This is a genomic window from Pseudomonas sp. EU05-FHT14B02, from assembly GCF_058791055.1.
Genome location: NZ_JBYTDD010000001.1, coordinates 1 through 18,130 on the forward strand (window position 1 = coordinate 1; position 18,130 = coordinate 18,130).

Genomic DNA, 18,130 nt, shown 5'->3' on the forward strand with positions numbered 1-18,130 from the left:
TTCAGCACCACTCAGGCGTTGGTGATGCTGGCTCGCAAGCTTGCTCGGGTGGTATTCGCCTTGCTGAAAGGGCAAAGCGAATATCAGCCAAAAGCCAGTTGAGGGCTTTCCCTCAACCATAGAACCTCCCACATTGAGTCTCTGGTGTATGCAGAATCCGTGAGCACTGAAGACCTGATGTGGGAGCGAGCCTGCTCGCGAATACAGTCTGAAGAATTACAGGGAAGCCTGGCGAACCTGCTTCTCAAGCTCGGCTTTCAACCCCGGTTCCAGCTTGAGCTGCCGCGCCAGCTCATCGAGATAGGCCTTCTCCATGAAGTTTTCCTCGTCCACCATCATCACGCTGGCGATGTACATCTCGGCGGCGATTTCCGGGGAACGGGCGGCGCGGGCGACATCGCTCGGGTCCAGTGGCTTGTTGAGTTCGGCGTGCAGCCAGTGTTGCAGCTCCTGATCGCTGTCGAGACGGATGAATTCGCCTTCGATCAAGGCACGCTCACGCTCATCGACATGACCGTCAGCCTTGGCCGCGGCCACCAGCGCCTTGAGAATCGCCTGACTGTGCAGCTCGACTTGCGCGTCCGGTACGCGGTCCAGGGTTTGCGGTTGTGCACCGGCCGCACCGCCCTGCTGCGCCTGCCAGTTCCCGTAGGCTTTATAGGCCAGCACGCCCAACGCGGCGAGACCGCCGTAGACCGCGACCTTGCCCCCGACTTTACGGGCCTTTTTGCTACCGAGCAGCAAGCCCATGGCGCCTGCCGCCAATGCCCCGCCACTCGCCCCGGAGAGCAAACTGCCGAGGCCTCCGTTGCCACCGCTCGCGCCCTTTTGCTGCGGGCTGCCGGCCTTGTTCTGCAACAGGTCCTGGCCGGACTTGAGTAGTTGATCGAGCAATCCACGGGTATTCATTTACCGCCTCCACAAGACGTTTAACCTGAAACCAAGACCACCAGCCTAAAACGAAAGTGCCCACGCCCCGTGGGCGAGAGTGCTTCCAGATGTTGCACTCCCTCAATGCGCCCATTGCCGCTTGCGCCGACCCATCAGAAAAAACGATATACACTCTCTCCAATCTATAAAAACAGCCCACCGGGTGCTTCCCCATGATGACCTTGCGTCAGATCCGTCATTTCATCGCCGTGGCCGAGACCGGCTCGATCTCGGCCGCCGCACAAACCGCGTTCATTTCCCAGTCGACCCTGACCCTGGCAATCCAGCAACTGGAGGAGGAAATCGGCGTCAGTCTGTTCAGCCGCCATGCCAAGGGCATGACGCTGACCCACCAGGGGCATCAATTCCTGCGTCAGGCGCACTTGATCCTGGCCACAGTGGATAACGCCAAGCGCAGCCTGCAACAGAGCACCGACCAGGTCGCCGGGCAACTGATCGTCGGCGTGACCAGCCTGGTGGCCGGTTATTACCTGGCGGATTTGCTCACCCGTTTCCAGCGTGCCTACCCCAACGTGGAAATCCGCGTGATGGAGGATGAGCGCCCGTACATCGAGCATTTGCTGGTCAGCGGCGAGATCGATGTCGGCGTATTGATCCTGTCCAACCTCGAAGACCGCCACGCATTGCAGACCGAAGTGTTGACCCGCTCGCCGCACCGGCTATGGCTGCCGGCCCAGCACCCGCTGCTGGAACACGACAGCATCAACCTCGCCGACGTGGCCCGCGAGCCATTGATTCAACTGAACGTCGATGAAATGGACCGCAATGCCCAACGTATGTGGTCTGCCGCCTCCCTGCAACCGCGCATCACCCTGCGCACGGCCTCGACCGAAGCGGTGCGAAGCCTTGTGGCCGCTGGCCTGGGCGTATCGATCCAGCCCGACATGACCTATCGCCCCTGGTCACTGGAGGGCGACATCATCGAAGCGCGGCCGATCGCCGACCTCAGCCAGACCCTGGATGTCGGCCTGGCCTGGCGTCGCGGCACCGCGCGGCCGGCACTGGTGGACCCGTTCCTCACGGTCGCACGCGAACAACCCCATGGCGGGCGCAAGCCATCTATTTAATCGAACGCTACCTTCAGTATTTAGTATTTGTTGTCCTCGGGTCCGCGAACTAGTCTTGTTGCATCTAATAAAGACGGCCGGGCCCCAGTCACAGGGAGCGCTGCCATGTCTACACAACAAGCCACACAAAAAACGAGAACCCGAAAAATGGCTGGCGCGCAGACCCCGTTGTTCACCGCCTTGTTGATCGATGGTGAATTAGTCGCAGGGCAAGGCTGTGCCGAACCCATCATCAATCCGGCCACCGGCGAAATCCTGACGCAAATCGCCGAAGCCAGCACCGAACAAGTCGAAGCAGCCATCCTCGCCGCCCACCGCGCCTTTGCCGGTTGGTCGCGGACCACGCCACAACAGCGCTCAAACCTGCTGCTGGACATCGCCAACGCCATCGAAAAAAACGCCGACCATCTCGCCCGTCTCGAAGCCCTGAATTGCGGCAAGCCGCTGCACCTGGCCCGTCAAGATGACCTCAATGCCACAGTCGATGTGTTCCGCTTCTTTGCCGGTGCCGTGCGCTGCCAGACCGGCCAGCTCAGCGGCGAATACCTGCCGGGCTACACCAGCATGGTCCGGCGCGATCCTATCGGGGTCGTGGCGTCGATTGCGCCGTGGAACTACCCGATCATGATGGCCGCGTGGAAAATCGCCCCGGCCCTCGCCGCTGGCAACACCCTGGTGTTCAAGCCGTCGGAACACACGCCGCTGTCGATCCTGGCCCTGGCGCCAGCGCTGGCCGAGATCCTGCCGCGCGGTGTAATCAACATCGTTTGCGGTGGCGGCGAAGGCGTCGGCAGCCACCTGGTGAGCCATCCTAAAGTGCGCATGGTGTCGCTGACCGGCGATATCGTCACCGGCCAAAAAATTCTCCAGGCCGCGTCGAAGACACTCAAGCGCACCCACCTCGAACTCGGCGGCAAGGCCCCGGTGATCGTCTGCAACGATGCCGACATTCAAGCAGTGGTCGAAGGCGTACGCACCTACGGCTACTACAACGCCGGCCAGGATTGCACCGCCGCTTGCCGCATTTACGCCCAGGCCGGGATTCATGACCGCCTGGTGGCCGAACTCGGTGCGGCCGTCAGCAGCCTGCGCTTCGCCGGCAAGCGCGATGCCGACAACGAAATCGGCCCGCTGATCAGTACCCGCCAACGCGACCGCGTAGCCAGTTTCGTCGAACGTGCCTTAGGCCAGCCGCACATCGAGCGGGTGACCGGTGCCGCGGCGCACTCCGGCGCCGGCTTCTATTACCAACCGACCCTGCTCGCCGGTTGCAAGCAAAGTGACGAGATCGTCCAGCGCGAAGTGTTCGGGCCGGTGGTCACCGTGACCCGCTTCGATGAGCTGGAACAAGCGGTGGACTGGGCTAACGACTCGGAATACGGCCTGGCCTCGTCGGTCTGGACCCAGAACCTCGACAAGGCCATGCAAGTCGCGGCGCGCTTGCAGTACGGCTGCACCTGGATCAACAGCCACTTCATGCTGGTCAGCGAAATGCCCCACGGCGGCTTGAAACGCTCGGGCTACGGCAAGGACCTGTCCAGCGATTCGCTTCAGGACTACAGCGTGGTGCGACACATCATGGCCCGCCATGGCGAGCATCTCTGACTACGCTTATAACAAGCCTCCAACGGCATGCTTCACCACGTTCACAACTGCCCCGACCATAATTTAAAGAAGAGGGAATTCCCATGTTCGTGCACAAGACCGCACTGCTCAGTGCAATCACCACCGCGCTGCTGGCCAGCGCCAGTGTTCAGGCCGCCGAGCCGCTCAAAGCTGTCGGGGCGGGCGAAGGCCAACTGGATATTGTGGCCTGGCCCGGCTACATCGAACGTGGCGAGAGCGACAAGGCCTACGACTGGGTGACCGGTTTCGAGAAGGAAACCGGCTGCAAGGTCAACGTCAAGACCGCCGCCACCTCCGATGAAATGGTCAGCCTGATGGCCAAGGGCGGCTACGACCTGGTCACGGCGTCCGGCGATGCCTCCCTGCGCCTGATCGTCGGCAAGCGCGTGCAGCCGATCAACACCGCGTTGATCCCGAACTGGAAGAACCTCGACCCGCGCCTCAAGGATGCCCCCTGGTACGTGGTCAACAAACAGACCTATGGCACCCCTTATCAATGGGGCCCGAACGTGCTGATGTACAACACCAACGTATTCAAGACCGCGCCCACCAGCTGGGGCGTGTTATTCAACGCGGAAAACCTGCCGGACGGCAAGCCGAACAAGGGTCGCGTGCAGGCCTATGACGGCCCGATCTACATCGCCGACGCGGCGCTGTACCTGAAGTCAGCCAAACCGGAACTGGGCATCCAGAACCCGTACGAACTGACCGAAGCCCAGTACAAGGCCGTGCTCGATCTGCTGCGTGCCCAGCAGCCGTTGATCCACCGCTACTGGCACGACACCACCGTGCAAATGAGCGACTTCAAGAACGAAGGCGTGGTCGCCTCCGGTGCCTGGCCGTATCAGGTCAACGGCCTGATGAACGAGAAGCAGCCAATCGCCTCGACAATCCCGAAAGAAGGCGCCACCGGATGGGCCGACACCACCATGCTGCATGCCGAAGCCAAGCACCCCAATTGCGCCTACAAGTGGATGGACTGGTCGCTGCAACCGAAAGTCCAGGGTGACGTAGCGGCCTGGTTCGGTTCGTTGCCAGCGGTGCCGGCAGCGTGCCAGGGCAGTGAATTGCTCGGCGCCGAAGGCTGCAAGACCAACGGTTTCGACCAGTTCGACAAGATCGCCTTCTGGAAAACCCCGCAGGCTGAAGGCGGCAAGTTCGTGCCGTACAGCCGCTGGACCCAAGACTACATCGCGATCATGGGCGGTAGATAACCCGCCCTCCCCTGTGGGAGCGAGCTTGCTCGCGATGGGGGCATTACAGTCAATATTGTTGCTGACTGACACTCCGCCATCGCGAGCAAGCTCGCTCCCACAGAAGTGCAGAAACCCGATGTTCGTTTTTCAGAAGTCCAGGCAGGGCCGCTGCGACGGCCTTCGCCTTTTTGGAGCACCGCACCATGACGCTTGCAGTCCAGTTCACCAACGTTTCCCGTCAATTCGGCGAAGTGAAAGCCGTAGACCGGGTTTCCATCGACATCCAGGACGGCGAGTTTTTCTCCATGCTGGGGCCGTCCGGCTCGGGCAAGACCACCTGTTTGCGCCTGATTGCCGGTTTTGAACAACCGAGCGCGGGCTCCATCCGTATTCATGGCGAGGAGGCCGCCGGCCTGCCGCCGTACCAGCGTGACGTGAACACCGTGTTCCAGGATTACGCGTTGTTCCCACACATGAACGTTCGCGACAACGTCGCCTACGGCTTGAAAGTCAAAGGCGTCGGCAAGGCCGAACGTCTCAAGCGCGCCGAAGAGGCCCTCGACATGGTCGCCCTCGGTGGCTACGGCGAGCGTAAGCCGGTGCAACTCTCCGGCGGTCAGCGCCAGCGTGTGGCCCTGGCACGCGCCCTGGTCAATCGTCCACGAGTGCTGCTGCTCGACGAACCCCTCGGCGCCCTCGACCTGAAGTTACGCGAGCAAATGCAGGGCGAGCTGAAGAAGCTGCAACGCCAGCTCGGCATCACCTTCATTTTCGTCACCCACGACCAGACCGAAGCCTTGTCGATGTCCGACCGCGTGGCCGTATTCAACAAGGGCCGCATCGAACAAGTCGATAGTCCGCGCAACCTGTACATGAAACCGGCCACCACCTTCGTGGCGGAATTCGTTGGCACCTCCAACGTGATTCGCGGCGATCTGGCCAAGCAACTCAGTGGCAATCCGCAGCCATTTTCGATTCGCCCGGAACACGTGCGATTCGCCGAAGGCCCGCTGGCCAGCCACGAAATCGAAGTCAGCGGACTGCTGCACGATATCCAGTACCAGGGCAGTGCGACTCGCTATGAGCTGAAACTGGAAAACGGCCAGACCCTGAACATCAGCAAGGCCAACAACCAGTGGCTGGACACCAGTGCACAGCACCAGACCGGACAGCGCATCAGCGCACGCTGGGCGCGCGAGGCAATGATTCCGTTACACGACACCGTTGCAGGCGGGGTGTGAGATGAGCACCTTGGCTATTTCTCAAACCTCGTCAGGCGGCTCGCCGTTGCGCAGGTTTTCCAACCTGCTGTATCGCCGGCCGAACCTGTACCTGTCGATGCTGCTGGTGCCGCCGTTGCTGTGGTTCGGCGCGATCTACCTGGGTTCATTGCTGGTCTTGCTGTGGCAAGGTTTCTACACCTTCGATGACTTCACCATGGCGGTCACCCCTGACCTGACCCTGGCGAACTTTACCGCGCTGTTCCAGCCGTCGAACTTCGACATCATCCTGCGCACCCTGGGCATGGCGATTGCCGTATCGATTGCCAGCGCCATCGTTGCGTTCCCGATTGCCTATTACATGGCGCGCTATACCACCGGCAAGACCAAGGCGTTTTTCTACATCGCAGTGATGATGCCGATGTGGGCCAGTTACATCGTCAAGGCCTACGCCTGGACACTGCTGCTGGCCAAGGGCGGCGTGGCGCAGTGGTTCGTGCAGCACCTGGGGCTGGAGCCGTTCCTGCAGTTCGTACTGGGCATTCCGGGAGTTGGCGGTAGCACCTTGTCGACCTCACACCTGGGGCGCTTCATGGTGTTCGTCTACATCTGGCTGCCGTTCATGATCCTGCCGATCCAGGCCTCGCTGGAACGCCTGCCGCCTTCGCTGCTGCAAGCCTCCGCCGACCTCGGCGCCAAGCCGCGCCAGACCTTCATGCAGGTGATTCTGCCGCTGTCGATCCCGGGCATTGCGGCCGGTTCCATCTTCACTTTCTCGCTGACCCTGGGCGACTTCATCGTGCCGCAACTGGTCGGCCCGCCCGGCTACTTCGTCGGCAGCATGGTGTACGCCCAGCAAGGCGCGATCGGCAACATGCCGATGGCCGCTGCCTTCACCCTGGTGCCGATCGTGCTGATCGCCATTTACCTGTCCATCGTCAAACGACTGGGGGCCTTCGATGCACTCTGACAAAGCTTCCCTCGGCCTGCGCCTCGCCGCCTGGGGTGGGTTGGTATTCCTGCACTTCCCGATCCTGATCATCTTCCTGTACGCCTTCAACACCGAAGACGCGGCGTTCAGCTTTCCACCCAAGGGTTTCACCTGGAAGTGGATCGGCGTGGCGTTCTCGCGGCCGGACGTACTCGAGGCCATCAAGCTGTCGTTGCAGATCGCCTCGATTGCCACCCTGATCGCCATGGTCCTTGGCACATTGGCTTCGGCCGCGTTGTACCGCCGGGACTTCTTCGGCAAACAAGGCATCTCGCTGATGCTGATCCTGCCGATTGCCCTGCCGGGGATCATCACCGGGATCGCGTTGCTGGCGACCTTCAAGACCCTGGGAATCGAGCCGGGGATGTTCACCATCATCGTCGGCCACGCGACCTTCTGTGTGGTGATCGTCTACAACAACGTCATCGCCCGCTTGCGCCGCACCTCACACAGCTTGATCGAGGCATCGATGGACCTTGGCGCCGACGGCTGGCAGACCTTTCGCTACATCATCCTGCCGAACCTCGGCTCGGCATTGCTGGCCGGCGGCATGCTGGCGTTTGCCCTGTCGTTTGACGAAATCATCGTCACCACCTTCACCGCCGGCCATGAACGCACCCTGCCGCTATGGCTGCTCAACCAGCTAAGCCGCCCACGGGACGTACCGGTGACCAACGTCGTGGCGATGCTGGTGATGCTGGTGACCATGCTGCCGATCCTCGGCGCTTATTACCTGACCCGTGGTGGTGAGAGCGTGGCGGGGAGTGGCGGTAAGTAACCAATAACCAACATCTCCTGTAGGAGCGAGCTTGCTCGCGAAAAACGTTAACGATGACAAGGGTTGCCTGGATGCACGCGGCGCCCTTGCATCCTTCGCGAGCAAGCTCGCTCCTACAGGTCCGGGTTCCGACAGAACAATAAAAGCGCCAAAGAGGACATGAACATGCAAACCAAACTCCTGATCAACGGCCAACTGCTCGACGGCGAAGGCCCCGCCCAACCTGTGTACAACCCGGCGCTGGGTAGTGTGCTGGTAGAAATCAACGAAGCCAGCGAAACCCAGGTCGATGCCGCCGTGCGCGCCGCCGACGCTGCGTTCGACAGCTGGTCGCATACCCCGCCGAAAGAGCGCTCGCTGCTGCTGCTCAAACTCGCCGATGCCATCGAAGCCCACGGCGAAGAACTGGCCAAACTGGAATCGAACAACTGCGGCAAGCCTTACAGCGCTGCGCTGAACGACGAGATCCCGGCAATTGCCGACGTGTTCCGTTTCTTCGCCGGCGCCAGCCGCTGCATGAGTGGTTCGGCCGGTGGCGAATACTTGCCGGGTCACACCTCGATGATCCGTCGAGATCCGGTGGGCGTGATCGCCTCCATTGCGCCGTGGAACTACCCATTGATGATGGTCGCCTGGAAAATCGCCCCGGCCCTCGCCGCCGGTAATACCGTGGTGCTCAAACCGTCGGAACAGACTCCCCTGACAGCCCTGCGCCTGGCTGAACTGGCGTCGGATATCTTCCCGGCCGGCGTACTCAACCTGGTGTTCGGCCGTGGCCCTACTGTCGGCAGCCCATTGGTCACTCACCCGAAAGTGCGCATGGTGTCGCTGACCGGTTCGATTGCCACCGGTTCGAACATCATTTCCAGCACCGCCGACACCGTCAAACGCATGCACATGGAACTGGGCGGCAAAGCCCCGGTGATCATCTTCGACGACGCCGACATCGATGCCGCCGTCGAAGGCATTCGCACCTTCGGTTTCTACAACGCAGGCCAGGACTGCACCGCCGCCTGCCGCATCTATGCCCAGGAAGGCATCTACGAGAAGTTCGTGGAGAAGCTCGGCGCCGCCGTCAGCAGCATCAAGTACGGCTTGCAGGATGATCCGTCGACCGAACTCGGCCCGCTGATTACCGCACAACACCGCGACCGCGTTGCCGGCTTCGTCGAGCGCGCCATCGCCCAGCCGCACATCCGCTTGATCACTGGCGGCAAGGCGGTTGAAGGCAGTGGTTTCTTCTTTGAGCCGACCGTGCTGGCCGATACGCAGCAGGATGACGAAATCGTCCGCCGCGAAGTGTTCGGACCAGTGGTGTCGGTAACCAAATTCACCGATGAAGCCCAAGTGCTGGGCTGGGCCAACGATTCGGACTACGGCCTGGCCTCCTCCGTGTGGACCACCGACGTCGGCCGCGCCCATCGCCTGTCAGCACGTTTGCAGTACGGCTGCACCTGGGTGAATACGCACTTCATGCTGGTTAGCGAAATGCCCCACGGCGGTCAGAAACTGTCGGGCTATGGCAAGGACATGTCCATGTATGGGCTGGAGGACTACACCGTTGTGCGGCATGTGATGTTCAAGCACTAAGAAAAGCATCGCCTGTAGGAGCGAGCTTGCTCCGGGCGGCGTTCCGACGATGGACGTCAACGTTGACGCGGGGATCCTGACGCCCCGCGGTGTCCTCAGGTTTTTCGCGAGCAATCGAACGTCGACCGGCTGCTCCTGCAGCGAATGGGTCACCTCGGTTTCAAGGCAGAAACCGGCAGTACGCACCACCAGGCTCCACCCCAAAGAAGACAAAACAATAACCACCGATCCGGGCGGTGCCTTCAAGGCCCCGTCACGGTTTCGGACATCCGAAATCTGCCGATTTTCCGGAGCTATCACACATGAGTGCATCACCTGATCTCTCTGTAGCCCTTGCCGACAGCGATGCCGAGCAACTACGCAAACTGGGTTACACCTCCAATTTCAATCGCAGCATGAGCCTGTGGGAAAACTTCGCCCTGGGCTTCACCTACCTGTCCCCGGTGGTCGGGGTGTATACCCTGTTCGGCCTGTGCCTGGCCGCAGGCGGGCCACCAATGTTCTGGGCCTATTTGCTGGTCGGTTGCGGCCAATTACTGGTGTGCCTGATCTTCGGTGAAGTGGTTTCGCAGTTCCCGATTTCCGGTGGCGTGTACCCGTGGGCTCGTCGCTTGGTTGGCAAACGGTGGGCGTGGATGGTCGGCTGGATCTACTCCATCGCCCTGTGCGTCACTATCGCGGCGGTTGCCGTGGGAGCCGGTCCGTACCTAGCCGCCATGATGGGCTTTGAACCGAACAACAACACCAACATTGTCATCGCCCTGGTGCTGACGCTGTTCGCCACCCTGGTCAACCTCAGTGGCACCAAAGTGCTGGCGCGCATTGCCATGTTCGGCTTCCTCTGCGAACTGGTGGGCGCGGTGATCGTCGGCGTTTACCTGCTTATTTTCGAGCGTCATCAACCCATCAGCGTGTTGTTCAACACCTTCGACATCAGCGTCGACGGCTCGTACCTGCCGGCCTTCCTCACAGCGTCGTTGGCGGGGATGTTCCTGTATTACGGCTTCGAGGCTTGCGGCGATGTGGCCGAAGAAACCCCGAACCCGAGCAAGAAAATCCCGGTGGCCATGCGCATGACCATCTACATCGGCGGCATCGCAGCGATGTTCGCCTGCCTGGCGCTGATCCTCGCCGTGCCGGACATGCAAGCGGTGATCAACGGCACCGACAAGGACCCGGTCACCACCATCCTCAACAACGCCTTCGGCCCGGTTGGTTCGAAAGTGGTGATGGGTGTGGTGATGATCTCCTTCATCTCCTGCGTGATCAGCCTGCAAGCGGCGGCCAGTCGTCTGCTGTATTCCTACGCCCGTGACGAAATGCTCATCGGCAGCCGACTGCTGAAGAAGATTTCCCCTACGACTCAGGTTCCAGTTGCCGCGCTGTTCGTGTCCGGTGTCCTGCCGGCACTCATCATCATCCTCGGCTTCTTCCTGCAAGACGCGGTCGCCACCATCGTCAGTTTCGCGGCCATCGGCATCTACCTGGCGTTCCAGATGATCGTACTCGCGGCCCTGTACGCCCGCATGAAGGGCTGGAAACCGAGCGGCAAATTCACTCTCGGCGCCTGGGGCTGGGCGGTGAACATCGGCGCGCTGGTCTATGGTGTCGGTGCCATCATCAACATGGCCTGGCCACGCACCCCGGATGCCGCGTGGTACATCAACTACGCGATGGTGCTAAGTACCGCCATCGTAATTGGCCTGGGCCTGCTCTATATGTGGATCGCCAAGCCGTATGACCACGGTACGGCGCCTGCGGGGGACGCCTGGAAGGTTACTCACTAATGAAAATCGCCCCGGGACCAAGTGCGATCTCGGGGCGAGTTCTGTCCAGTGCAAAAACAGGAACTTCCTATAGGCACAGCCTGCCTGAAAAACCCTCGATTCCTACAACACGCGTCGCCAGAGTAGACTTGGCGCCGCGAGCGCCTGACCGATAGGCTTTGTTCCGTCGCTGCCAAATCAGCGGCCCGGAGTCGAAGCCGGAACAAGTCAAAACGGTGCTCGTGTGCCCCCATAGAACTGTGGCTGTTTTATGCCTTCAGTTCTGCATTATGGCGGGCCGTGTGGCGCGGGCCTTTCGGCTTCCGTTTTGACTTGGAAGTGTCCCGACTTCGAACGCCACTCGGTCCGCCACCCAACCTGTCGAAGGGTTGGTGGCGACTTTCCAAGCCAAAACGGAAATCACGTCATGCCAATGCATCCTCAAGGCTCGCCTCTTCCCTATTTCGATCCCACTGTCTTCACCCGCCACAACCGCTTCCTCCACACTTTCATGCAAGACAATCAAGCCTGGTTCTGTGCCCAGGATCTGGGTCGCCTGATGGGCAAATCACTCAATGAACGCTTGACCCTGAAACTCGACGCAGACCAACGTCGCACCGTCTGGCTGCGCAAAGACGGCAAAACGGTCGAAACCCTGATGGTCAGCGAATCAGGCATGTACGCCCTGTTGGTTCACCACTTCGTCCCGGAAAACCGCAACCTGCGCCAATGGCTGAGCAACGAAGTCATACCTTCGCTGCGTGATGCGAAATCAGAGCCTGTGGAGAACCTGCCAAGCCTGAGTTCCTTGAATTGGGCCGGAGTTTCGGTGCCCTTGCTGCATTACCAGCACCACGCCTGGATCAAGTGGCGAGACATGCCTGATTTGATGCAGGTGCAACGTCCCTTCCCAATCGCTGGCACTTGTCGTTGAAGGGATAAATCGAGCCGATCAAAAAGGGAAACTGTAGGAGCGAGCCTGCTCGCGATGGACTCAAAGACACCGCGTACATCCAGAATGGACGCGTCATCGTTAACGACCATCGCGAGCAGGCTCGCTCCTACATTACTGCTCCAGGTCCACTCAAAACCGCGAAACACTCCTCATCGCGTCCACCAGATACCTCATCGCAATCCTGTCGCTCTCCGACAGCTCCCGATAGCGTTCCACCAGTTTCATTTCCTCGCTATTGAGCCGGCGCCTTCTTCGCCCCAGGGCCAGACACGGAAAAATCCCCAACATTTCGGTGATGCCTTGTACTTTCGACATGGACGATGTCCTTCTAAACGTCAAAGAAAACTGCAAAAAACCGCATCGCCCTACCTCTTTTCGGCAGCCGCATCGTGCCGACTGAACCGCACCGGTCTTTCGGGCTTAAACCGGTCATGTGCACAGAATAGAAATAATCCGGGCGCTGAAAAGCGGTTTTTAGAGTAATTAGTCGAAAAAAGCAGAAATGCCCTCTAAATCAGAAACCCCTGTCGGAATTGTTTCCCGACATGTCTTGTTTCATTGCCGAGCCAGCGCAGTGCCATCAATCAATTTTGCTCCGCATTCGAACGGTTTAAGCTGTCGAGCATCTGTTTAAAAGTCCGTTGCGTTTGGCCGAAGGCATGTCCGAACCGATATTTCTGATCCAGCACGTGCCAGGAACGGCGCGGGATTGCTCACGACAGGTTGTATTTATGCACCGCAGGAACTTGCTCAAAGCCTCCATGGCCATCGCGGCCTACACCGGTTTGTCCGCCACGGGCCTGTTGGCCGCCAAGGCCTGGGCCGCCAGCGGTGGCACCGCTGATGGCGAGGCCACCGCGTTCGATTTCGAGGCGCTGAAGCTCCAGGCCAAACAGCTCGCCAGCAATCGCTACCAGGACACCAAGCAACAATTGCCGCCGACCCTGGCGACCATGACGCCGCAGAACTTCAATGCGATTCGCTACGACGGCAATCATTCGTTGTGGAAAGAAAACAACGGGCAGCTGGACGTGCAGTTCTTCCACGTCGGCATGGGGTTCAAGCAGCCGGTGCGCATGTACAGCGTCGATCCGAAAACCCGGATGGCCCGCGAGGTGCATTTCCGCCCGTCGCTGTTCAACTATGAAAACACCACGGTCGACACCGCACAGCTCAAGGGCGATCTGGGTTTCTCCGGCTTCAAGCTGTTCAAGGCCCCGGAACTGGACAAGCATGATGTCGTGTCTTTCCTTGGCGCCAGTTACTTCCGTGCGGTGGACGCCACCGGCCAGTACGGTTTGTCGGCCCGCGGTCTGGCGATCGACACCTACGCCAAGAAACGCGAAGAGTTTCCCGACTTCACCAAGTTCTGGTTCGAGACTCCGAACAAGGACAGCACCCGCTTCGTGGTCTACGCCCTCCTCGACTCGCCGAGCGCCACCGGTGCCTACCGCTTCGATATCGACTGCCAGGCCGAGCGCGTGGTGATGGAGGTCGATGCCCACGTCAACGCACGCACCGCCATCGACCAGTTGGGCATCGCGCCGATGACCAGCATGTTCAGTTGCGGCACCCACGAGCGCCGGATGTGCGACACCATTCACCCGCAAATCCACGACTCCGACCGCCTGGCCATGTGGCGCGGTAACGGCGAGTGGATCTGTCGCCCGCTGAACAACCCGGCCACCCTGCAATTCAATGCCTTCGCCGATACCGACCCGAAGGGCTTCGGCCTGGTGCAGACCGACCATGAGTTCGCCAGCTATCAGGACACCGTCGATTGGTACAGCCGTCGCCCAAGCCTGTGGGTAGAACCGACCACGGCGTGGGGCGAAGGCTCGGTCGATCTGCTGGAGATCCCGACAACCGGCGAGACCATGGACAACATCGTCGCCTTCTGGACGCCGAAGAAACCGGTGGCGGCCGGCGACTCGCTGAACTATGGCTACAAGCTGTACTGGAGCGCATTGCCGCCAGTCGGAACGCCGCTGGCACGGGTCAATGCGACCCGCTCCGGGATGGGCGGCTTCACCGAAGGCTGGGCGCCGGGCGAACACTATCCGCCAGTCTGGGCCCGTCGTTTTGCCGTGGACTTCACCGGCGGTGGCCTGGACCGCTTGCCTGAAGGCGCGGGCATCGAGCCTGTAGTCACTTGCTCTAACGGCGAGGTCAAGGATTTCAGCGTTCTCAAGCTCGATGACATCAAGGGCTACCGCATCCTGTTTGACTGGTACCCGACCAATGACAGCGTCGAGCCTGTCGAACTGCGCCTGTTCATCCGCACCAACGACCGCACGCTGAGTGAAACCTGGTTGTACCAGTACTTCCCGCCAGCACCGGACAAGCGCAAATACCCCTGATGACCGGGTAGCACCCCGCCACCATTCGGTTTTCCGAACGCGACCTGACGGTCGGTTCGGTTAACCGGATCACTTCACTGGAGTTTCATCGCAAAAAATATTTAATTTCCTTACAAATCAATACTTTGACTAATCATGACTGGTCTGGCACGAGTCATGCTCTACACTTCTTCGACGAATGTCCTTTGCGCCGACTCATCGTAGCGCTCAGGTGTTTTGCAGCACAAAAGGGCCGATGAACTGGCTCCATAAAAAAAACAAAGTCGAGGAAAATTTGATGCGCATCGTTCCCCATATCCTGGGCGCAGCCATTGCTGCCGCTCTGATCAGCACGCCAGTTTTCGCCGCCGAACTCACCGGCACCCTGAAGAAGATCAAAGAGTCCGGCACCATCACCCTGGGCCATCGCGACGCTTCCATTCCGTTTTCCTATATCGCGGATGCTTCCGGCAAACCGGTCGGCTACTCCCACGACATCCAGCTGAAAGTCGTCGAAGCGCTGAAAAAAGACCTCGACATGCCGAACCTCCAGGTCAAGTACAACCTGGTGACTTCGCAAACCCGTATCCCGCTGGTGCAGAACGGCACCGTGGACCTCGAGTGCGGCTCCACCACCAACAACGTCGAGCGTCAGCAGCAAGTTGACTTCTCCGTTGGCATCTTCGAAATCGGTACTCGTCTGCTGTCCAAGGCAGACTCCAAGTACAAGGATTTCCCTGATCTGGCCGGCAAGAACGTCGTGACCACCGCCGGCACCACGTCCGAGCGCATCCTCAAAGCGATGAACGCCGACAAGCAGATGGGCATGAACGTCATCTCCGCCAAAGACCACGGCGAGTCCTTCCAGATGCTGGAAACCGGCCGCGCAGTGGCCTTCATGATGGACGACGCCCTGCTGGCCGGTGAAGCAGCCAAAGCCAAGAAGGCAAGTGACTGGGCCGTTACCGGCACTCCACAGTCCTACGAAATCTACGGCTGCATGGTGCGCAAAGGCGACGAGCCGTTCAAAAAGGCTGTGGATGACGCCATCAAGGCCACCTACGCTTCGGGCGAGATCAACAAGATCTACGAAAAATGGTTCATGCAACCGATCCCGCCAAAAGGCCTGAACCTGAACTTCCCAATGAGCGACGAACTCAAGGCCCTGATCGCCAAACCGACTGATAAAGCGGCTGACGACAAGAAGTCCTGATTTCTGACTAACCTTATCTCCTGAGAGGGCCTTGACCCTTTCAGGAGGTGGTCAATTCCTGCTGGCATTTTTGGAAACACTCGAACCGGTGGCTGTCGAGCCGAGCGCGTGTGCCTGTCCCTCAAGGACAGGAGGGAACGGAGCTTCCCCCAAGCGGGCACTTGTACATCGATTGAACTGAGGGGAGACCCTAATGAATTACAACTGGGACTGGGGCGTGTTCTTCAAGTCCACCGGCGTGGGCAGCGAGACCTATTTGGACTGGTACGTGACCGGTCTGGCCTGGACCATCGCCATCGCCATCGCGGCCTGGATCATCGCCCTGACACTGGGCTCGATCCTGGGCGTCATGCGTACCGTGCCGAACCGCATCGTATCGGGCATCGCCACCTGCTACGTCGAACTCTTCCGTAACGTGCCGCTGCTGGTTCAGCTGTTCATCTGGTACTTCCTGGTACCCGACCTGCTGCCGGCCGACCTGCAAGAGTGGTACAAGCAGGATCTGAACCCAACCACCTCGGCCTTCCTCAGCGTCGTCGTGTGCCTGGGCCTGTTCACTACCGCCCGGGTTTGCGAACAGGTGCGCACCGGTATCCAGGCCCTGCCAAAAGGCCAGGAATCCGCCGCCCGCGCCATGGGTTTCAAGCTGCCGCAGATCTACTGGAACGTGCTGCTGCCCCAGGCCTACCGGATCATCATTCCACCGCTTACCTCGGAATTCCTGAACGTCTTCAAGAACACCTCCGTGGCCTCGCTGATCGGTTTGATGGAGCTGCTCGCGCAGACCAAGCAGACCGCCGAGTTCTCCGCCAACCTGTTCGAAGCCTTCACCCTGGCAACGCTGATCTACTTCACCCTGAACATGAGCCTGATGTTGCTGATGCGCGTGGTCGAGAAGAAAGTCGCCGTACCGGGCCTGATTTCCGTAGGGGGTAAATGATGGAATTCGACTTCTCGGGCATCATCCCGTCCCTGCCGGGCCTGTGGAACGGCATGATCATGACCCTCAAGCTGATGGCCATGGGCGTGATCGGCGGCATCATCCTGGGCACCATCCTGGCGTTGATGCGTCTGTCCCACAACAAAGTGCTGTCGAACATCGCCGGCGCGTACGTTAACTATTTCCGCTCGATCCCCTTGCTGCTGGTGATCACCTGGTTCTACCTGGCGGTACCGTTCGTGCTGCGCTGGATCACCGGCGAAGACACGCCGATCGGCGCGTTCGCCTCGTGCATCGTGGCCTTCATGATGTTCGAAGCGGCGTACTTCTGCGAAATCGTCCGCGCCGGTGTGCAGTCGATTCCCAAGGGCCAGATGGGCGCTGCCCAGGCGCTGGGCATGAGTTACGGGCAGATGATGCGCCTGATCATCCTGCCTCAAGCGTTCCGCAAGATGACGCCGCTGTTGCTGCAACAGAGCATCATCCTGTTTCAGGACACCTCGCTGGTCTACGCCGTCGGTCTGGTGGACTTCCTCAATGCTTCGCGCGCCAGTGGCGACATCATTGGCCGCTCCAATGAGTTCCTGATTTTCGCGGGTCTCGTGTACTTCATCATCAGCTTTGCCGCCTCGCAGCTGGTCAAGCGTCTGCAAAAAAGGTTCGCCGTATGATCTCTATCAAAAGCATCAACAAGTGGTATGGGGACTTCCAGGTACTGACTGATTGCAGCACCGAGGTCAAGAAAGGCGAAGTGATCGTGGTGTGCGGGCCGTCCGGTTCCGGCAAGTCGACCCTGATCAAGTGCGTCAACGCCCTGGAACCGTTCCAGAAAGGCGACATCGTGGTCGACGGCACCTCCATCGCCGACCCGAAGACCAACCTGCCGAAACTGCGCTCGCGCGTGGGCATGGTGTTCCAGCACTTCGAGTTGTTCCCGCACCTGACCATCACCGAAAACCTGACCATCGCGCAGATCAAGGTGTTGGGCCGCAGCAAGGAAGATGCCACCAAGAAAGGCCTGCAACTGCTCGAACGCGTCGGTCTCTCGGCTCACGCCCACAAGCACCCGGGCCAACTGTCCGGTGGTCAGCAGCAGCGTGTGGCGATTGCCCGCGCGCTGGCGATGGACCCGATCGTCATGCTGTTCGACGAACCGACCTCGGCGCTCGACCCGGAAATGGTCAACGAAGTGCTCGACGTGATGGTGCAACTGGCCCACGAAGGCATGACCATGATGTGCGTGACCCACGAAATGGGCTTCGCCCGTAAAGTGGCCGACCGCGTGATTTTCATGGACCAGGGCAAGATCATCGAAGACTGCAAGAAAGAAGAGTTCTTCGGTGACATCAATGCCCGCGCGGAGCGTACGCAGCACTTCCTCAACAAGATTCTGCAGCACTAAGAGCTGTACGCCCCTCCCCCTGTAGGAGCGAGCTTGCTCGCGATGTACTCAAAGGCACCGCGTACATCCAGGATGAACGCGTCATCGTTGACGACC

16 protein-coding genes and 1 pseudogene are annotated in these 18,130 nt (G+C 60.0%); 15 read left to right on the forward strand and 2 right to left on the reverse strand.

Annotated elements, in window-relative coordinates; genetic code table 11:
- Window positions 1-102: pseudogene (locus AC3WTM_RS00005) on the forward strand (IS110 family transposase); the annotation flags it as partial.
- 114 nt (window positions 103-216) lie between these two features.
- Here AC3WTM_RS00005 and AC3WTM_RS00010 read toward each other — a convergent pair.
- The gene (locus tag AC3WTM_RS00010) at window positions 217-909 is read right to left on the reverse strand and encodes a tellurite resistance TerB family protein (protein WP_102670118.1); all 693 of its coding nucleotides are present in this window, start codon (window positions 907-909) and stop codon (window positions 217-219) included.
- A 194-nt stretch (window positions 910-1,103) separates the two neighbouring features.
- Between AC3WTM_RS00010 and AC3WTM_RS00015 the strand changes: the two genes are divergently transcribed.
- From AC3WTM_RS00015 to AC3WTM_RS00055, 9 genes are all read left to right on the forward strand, one after another.
- The gene (locus tag AC3WTM_RS00015) at window positions 1,104-2,018 is read left to right on the forward strand and encodes a LysR family transcriptional regulator (RefSeq protein WP_057716216.1); all 915 of its coding nucleotides are present in this window, start codon (window positions 1,104-1,106) and stop codon (window positions 2,016-2,018) included.
- Between the two features lie 105 nt (window positions 2,019-2,123).
- The gene (locus AC3WTM_RS00020) at window positions 2,124-3,623 is read left to right on the forward strand and encodes a gamma-aminobutyraldehyde dehydrogenase (RefSeq protein ID WP_102670119.1); all 1,500 of its coding nucleotides are present in this window, start codon (window positions 2,124-2,126) and stop codon (window positions 3,621-3,623) included.
- Between the two features lie 83 nt (window positions 3,624-3,706).
- Window positions 3,707-4,858, forward strand: coding sequence for a putative ABC transporter substrate-binding protein YdcS (gene ydcS / locus AC3WTM_RS00025; RefSeq protein WP_102670120.1), 1,152 nt, complete (start codon window positions 3,707-3,709; stop codon window positions 4,856-4,858).
- Window positions 4,859-5,043: 185 nt separating this feature from the next.
- Window positions 5,044-6,081, forward strand: a complete 1,038-nt coding sequence (locus AC3WTM_RS00030) for an ABC transporter ATP-binding protein (protein ID WP_102670121.1) — start codon at window positions 5,044-5,046, stop codon at window positions 6,079-6,081.
- A 1-nt stretch (window position 6,082) separates the two neighbouring features.
- Window positions 6,083-7,030 (forward strand): ABC transporter permease, encoded by a 948-nt coding sequence (locus AC3WTM_RS00035; protein WP_102670122.1) that lies wholly within the window; start codon window positions 6,083-6,085, stop codon window positions 7,028-7,030.
- Window positions 7,020-7,829, forward strand: coding sequence for an ABC transporter permease (locus AC3WTM_RS00040; RefSeq protein WP_057716221.1), 810 nt, complete (start codon window positions 7,020-7,022; stop codon window positions 7,827-7,829). Before AC3WTM_RS00035 ends, AC3WTM_RS00040 begins: the two co-directional genes overlap by 11 nt.
- A 165-nt stretch (window positions 7,830-7,994) precedes the next feature.
- Window positions 7,995-9,419: a gamma-aminobutyraldehyde dehydrogenase gene (locus AC3WTM_RS00045; RefSeq protein WP_102670123.1), complete on the forward strand. Its 1,425-nt coding sequence runs from the start codon at window positions 7,995-7,997 to the stop codon at window positions 9,417-9,419.
- Window positions 9,420-9,721: 302 nt separating this feature from the next.
- The gene (locus tag AC3WTM_RS00050) at window positions 9,722-11,206 is read left to right on the forward strand and encodes an APC family permease (protein WP_102670125.1); all 1,485 of its coding nucleotides are present in this window, start codon (window positions 9,722-9,724) and stop codon (window positions 11,204-11,206) included.
- A 406-nt stretch (window positions 11,207-11,612) separates the two neighbouring features.
- On the forward strand, window positions 11,613-12,119 hold the full coding sequence (locus AC3WTM_RS00055; protein ID WP_102670126.1) for a BRO-N domain-containing protein: 507 nt from the start codon (window positions 11,613-11,615) through the stop codon (window positions 12,117-12,119).
- 150 nt (window positions 12,120-12,269) lie between these two features.
- On the opposite strand, the gene AC3WTM_RS00060 is transcribed toward AC3WTM_RS00055, so the two are convergent.
- Entirely contained in the window at window positions 12,270-12,455 is a 186-nt protein-coding gene (locus tag AC3WTM_RS00060) for a hypothetical protein (protein ID WP_046041279.1), read from the reverse strand.
- Window positions 12,456-12,871: 416 nt separating this feature from the next.
- Between AC3WTM_RS00060 and AC3WTM_RS00065 the strand changes: the two genes are divergently transcribed.
- The 5 genes from AC3WTM_RS00065 (at window position 12,872) to AC3WTM_RS00085 (ending at window position 18,034) form a co-directional block, all read left to right on the forward strand.
- Window positions 12,872-14,500 carry a glucan biosynthesis protein D gene (locus AC3WTM_RS00065; RefSeq protein ID WP_102670128.1) on the forward strand — a complete coding sequence of 543 codons (1,629 nt, stop codon included), beginning with the start codon at window positions 12,872-12,874 and terminating at the stop codon, window positions 14,498-14,500.
- A gap of 277 nt (window positions 14,501-14,777) precedes the next feature.
- Window positions 14,778-15,692 (forward strand): glutamate/aspartate ABC transporter substrate-binding protein, encoded by a 915-nt coding sequence (locus tag AC3WTM_RS00070; RefSeq protein WP_046041277.1) that lies wholly within the window; start codon window positions 14,778-14,780, stop codon window positions 15,690-15,692.
- Between the two features lie 193 nt (window positions 15,693-15,885).
- Window positions 15,886-16,632 (forward strand): amino acid ABC transporter permease, encoded by a 747-nt coding sequence (locus AC3WTM_RS00075; RefSeq protein WP_102670129.1) that lies wholly within the window; start codon window positions 15,886-15,888, stop codon window positions 16,630-16,632.
- On the forward strand, window positions 16,632-17,303 hold the full coding sequence (locus AC3WTM_RS00080) for an amino acid ABC transporter permease (protein ID WP_057716226.1): 672 nt from the start codon (window positions 16,632-16,634) through the stop codon (window positions 17,301-17,303). Before AC3WTM_RS00075 ends, AC3WTM_RS00080 begins: the two co-directional genes overlap by 1 nt.
- Window positions 17,300-18,034, forward strand: a complete 735-nt coding sequence (locus AC3WTM_RS00085; protein ID WP_102670130.1) for an amino acid ABC transporter ATP-binding protein — start codon at window positions 17,300-17,302, stop codon at window positions 18,032-18,034. Before AC3WTM_RS00080 ends, AC3WTM_RS00085 begins: the two co-directional genes overlap by 4 nt.
- Window positions 18,035-18,130 lie beyond the last annotated feature (96 nt).

What these genes read in the sequence shown, in the direction of transcription:
- AC3WTM_RS00030 (WP_102670121.1), top strand. Translation starts at nt 5,044, where the DNA reads ATGACGCTTGCAGTCCAGTTCACCAACGTTTCCCGTCAATTCGGCGAA.
- AC3WTM_RS00070 (WP_046041277.1), top strand. Translation starts at nt 14,778, where the DNA reads ATGCGCATCGTTCCCCATATCCTGGGCGCAGCCATTGCTGCCGCTCTG.
- AC3WTM_RS00010 (WP_102670118.1), bottom strand. Translation starts at nt 909, where the DNA reads ATGAATACCCGTGGATTGCTCGATCAACTACTCAAGTCCGGCCAGGAC.
- AC3WTM_RS00080 (WP_057716226.1), top strand. Translation starts at nt 16,632, where the DNA reads ATGGAATTCGACTTCTCGGGCATCATCCCGTCCCTGCCGGGCCTGTGG.
- AC3WTM_RS00015 (WP_057716216.1), top strand. Translation starts at nt 1,104, where the DNA reads ATGATGACCTTGCGTCAGATCCGTCATTTCATCGCCGTGGCCGAGACC.
- AC3WTM_RS00045 (WP_102670123.1), top strand. Translation starts at nt 7,995, where the DNA reads ATGCAAACCAAACTCCTGATCAACGGCCAACTGCTCGACGGCGAAGGC.
- ydcS (WP_102670120.1), top strand. Translation starts at nt 3,707, where the DNA reads ATGTTCGTGCACAAGACCGCACTGCTCAGTGCAATCACCACCGCGCTG.
- AC3WTM_RS00040 (WP_057716221.1), top strand. Translation starts at nt 7,020, where the DNA reads ATGCACTCTGACAAAGCTTCCCTCGGCCTGCGCCTCGCCGCCTGGGGT.
- AC3WTM_RS00085 (WP_102670130.1), top strand. Translation starts at nt 17,300, where the DNA reads ATGATCTCTATCAAAAGCATCAACAAGTGGTATGGGGACTTCCAGGTA.
- AC3WTM_RS00020 (WP_102670119.1), top strand. Translation starts at nt 2,124, where the DNA reads ATGTCTACACAACAAGCCACACAAAAAACGAGAACCCGAAAAATGGCT.
- AC3WTM_RS00075 (WP_102670129.1), top strand. Translation starts at nt 15,886, where the DNA reads ATGAATTACAACTGGGACTGGGGCGTGTTCTTCAAGTCCACCGGCGTG.
- AC3WTM_RS00055 (WP_102670126.1), top strand. Translation starts at nt 11,613, where the DNA reads ATGCCAATGCATCCTCAAGGCTCGCCTCTTCCCTATTTCGATCCCACT.
- AC3WTM_RS00060 (WP_046041279.1), bottom strand. Translation starts at nt 12,455, where the DNA reads ATGTCGAAAGTACAAGGCATCACCGAAATGTTGGGGATTTTTCCGTGT.
- AC3WTM_RS00050 (WP_102670125.1), top strand. Translation starts at nt 9,722, where the DNA reads ATGAGTGCATCACCTGATCTCTCTGTAGCCCTTGCCGACAGCGATGCC.
- AC3WTM_RS00065 (WP_102670128.1), top strand. Translation starts at nt 12,872, where the DNA reads ATGCACCGCAGGAACTTGCTCAAAGCCTCCATGGCCATCGCGGCCTAC.
- AC3WTM_RS00035 (WP_102670122.1), top strand. Translation starts at nt 6,083, where the DNA reads ATGAGCACCTTGGCTATTTCTCAAACCTCGTCAGGCGGCTCGCCGTTG.